The sequence below is a fragment of the Dietzia sp. DQ12-76 genome (genome assembly GCF_014145045.1).
GTDB lineage: Bacteria > Actinomycetota > Actinomycetes > Mycobacteriales > Mycobacteriaceae > Dietzia.
Genome location: NZ_JAALDV010000510.1, coordinates 342 through 2,934, shown reverse-complemented (window position 1 = coordinate 2,934; position 2,593 = coordinate 342). Strand labels below are relative to the sequence as shown.

The window sequence follows — 2,593 nt, the reverse complement described above, 5'->3', positions numbered from 1 at the left end:
GCCGGTCCCGGAAATCGGCCGCTCGCACCGCAGTACTGCCCTCGGCCGACACCGGCGTCGTCGACGGCGTCGACGGCGTCGACGGGCCCGGCGTGGACGACGACATCGTCGCGACCACCGCCCGCCCGGCGGGATCCCGCGCAGCAGCGGACACAGCCGTTGTGCCGCAGACCAACTCCCCGTCCACCCACACCGCGGCGGACAGTGACGTCGACCGGCTCGATTCCCAGAAGCAGTTGCTCAACGGGGTCGAGTACACCCTGCCGCCCGTGAGCCTGCTGACCGCGGGAGACCCGCCCAAGGAGCGCAGCGAATCCAACGACCAGATGATCGAGGCCATCCAGGGCGTCCTCGAACAGTTCAAGATCGACGCCGCGGTCACCGGGTTCACCCGCGGGCCGACGGTCACGCGGTACGAAGTCGAGCTGGGCCCCGGTGTGAAGGTGGAGAAGATCACCGCGCTGCACCGGAACATCGCCTACGCGGTGGCCACCGACAACGTCCGGCTCCTCGCCCCGATCCCGGGCAAGTCCGCCGTGGGTATCGAGGTCCCCAATCTCGACCGTGAACTGGTCAGACTCGCCGACGTTCTCACCGATCCCAAGACCGCCACGAAGCACAACCCGATGCTCATCGGGCTGGGTAAGGACATCGAGGGGGATTTCGTCACCGCCGATCTGGCGAAGATGCCGCACCTGCTGGTGGCGGGTTCGACGGGCTCGGGCAAGTCCAGTTTCGTCAACTCGATGCTCGTGTCGTTGCTCACCCGGGCGACCCCGGACGAGGTGCGGCTGATCCTCGTGGACCCCAAGATGGTCGAACTGACACCGTACGAGGGCATCCCGCACCTGATCACCCCCATCATCACCCAGCCCAAGAAGGCGGCAGCGGCGCTGGCGTGGCTGGTCGAGGAGATGGAGCAGCGTTATCAGGACATGAAGTCGACCCGGGTGCGCCACATCACCGACTTCAACGATCGCGTGAAATCGGGCGCCATCACCACCCCGCCCGGGAGCGAGCGCGTCTACCGCCCGTACCCGTACATCGTCGCCGTCGTGGACGAGCTCGCCGATCTCATGATGACCGCGCCCCGGGACATCGAGGACGCGATCGTGCGGATCACGCAGAAGGCCCGGGCCGCCGGCATCCACCTCGTACTGGCCACCCAGCGTCCGTCGGTCGACGTGGTGACGGGTCTGATCAAGACGAACGTGCCGTCGCGCCTGGCCTTCGCGACCTCCTCGCTCACCGACTCGCGGGTCATCCTGGACCAGGCGGGGGCCGAGAAGTTGATCGGCATGGGCGACGGACTGTTCATCCCCATGGGAGCGTCCCGGCCGATCCGTATGCAGGGCGCCTTCATCACCGACGAGGAGATCCACGACGTCGTCGACTACGCCAAGAACCAGGCGGAGCCCGACTACGACGACACCGTCACCGCCGCCAAGGAAGAGTCCACGAAGGAGATCGACGGGGACATCGGAGACGACCTGGACGACCTGCTCGCCGCCGTCGAACTCGTGGTCTCCAGCCAGTTCGGGTCCACCTCGATGCTGCAACGCAAGCTCCGCGTCGGATTCGCCAAGGCCGGGCGCCTCATGGACCTGATGGAATCGCGCGGCATCGTGGGCCCCTCCGAGGGGTCCAAGGCCCGTGACGTCCTGGTCAAACCGGAGGAGTTGGCCTCGGTCATCTGGATGATCAAGGGGGGCACGCCGCCGCAGGAAGACGCCGACGAGCCGACCGGGAGCGAGACCCTCGACGAGGCGCCGGTGGGCTGAACGTCCGAAGGTCAGGCCAGCGCGCCGAACACGGGCATCCACCCCCGGACTGTGACCCCGGATACAAACCCACGCAGACAATGCGGGTCCTCGGCGACCAGGGAGCGGGCTGCGCCGGCGTCGTCCGCCTCGACGATGAGCAGAGCCCCGGACCCGTCGGTGTACGGTCCCACCGTTCGAATCGTCCCCGCCTCGACCTGGGCGGACAGCCACTCGCGGTGCGCGGGCTTGTTCGCCTCCCGGTCCTCCGACTGCTCTGGTTCGTACCGGTAGCTGACTGCGAAGAGCGGCATCGCTGGGGTCCTTCCCGATCATGGTGAGAGCGTTTTCGGATCCAGGGTATTGGCCCGGGTCTCGCTAAGGTGTGGGGGTGACACTTCCCTTCACCGACGACGGCCGCCCCGGTGCCGAGGTCCCCCTGCTCAACATCGCCAACGTGCTCACCGTCCTGCGAATCCTGCTGGTCCCGGTGTTCGTGGTCCTGTTCTTCGTCTCCGACGCCCAGGATCCGTGGTGGCGAGTCGGTGCGTTCGTGGTCTTCGCGCTCGCGATGGCGACCGACTACGTGGACGGGTACCTCGCCCGGCGCCTGGGCCTGGTCACCGACTTCGGCAAGATCGCCGACCCGATCGCGGACAAGGCCCTCATGGCCGCGGCCATGATCTCGCTGTCCCTGGTCGACGAGCTGTTCTGGTGGGTCACGATCGTGATCCTGGTCCGAGAGGTCGGGATCACCCTCTGGCGCCTGTTCGGTGTGGACCACGTGGTGGCGGCCAGCAAGGGCGGAAAGCTCAAGACCGTCACCCAGACTC

At 67.3% G+C, this 2,593-nt stretch carries 3 protein-coding genes; 2 read left to right on the top strand and 1 reads right to left on the bottom strand.

What is annotated here, in order from left to right:
* Positions 1-1,781 (top strand): DNA translocase FtsK (locus G6019_RS15805; protein WP_241726102.1); only part of this gene is annotated, 1,781 nt, incomplete at its 5' end.
* A gap of 11 nt (positions 1,782-1,792) precedes the next feature.
* Here the strand turns inward: G6019_RS15805 and G6019_RS15800 are convergent.
* Positions 1,793-2,074, bottom strand: coding sequence for a YciI family protein (locus G6019_RS15800; RefSeq protein ID WP_107756599.1), 282 nt, complete (start codon positions 2,072-2,074; stop codon positions 1,793-1,795).
* Between the two features lie 77 nt (positions 2,075-2,151).
* Between G6019_RS15800 and pgsA the strand changes: the two genes are divergently transcribed.
* Positions 2,152-2,593 (top strand): CDP-diacylglycerol--glycerol-3-phosphate 3-phosphatidyltransferase (gene pgsA / locus G6019_RS15795; protein WP_309230305.1); only part of this gene is annotated, 442 nt, incomplete at its 3' end.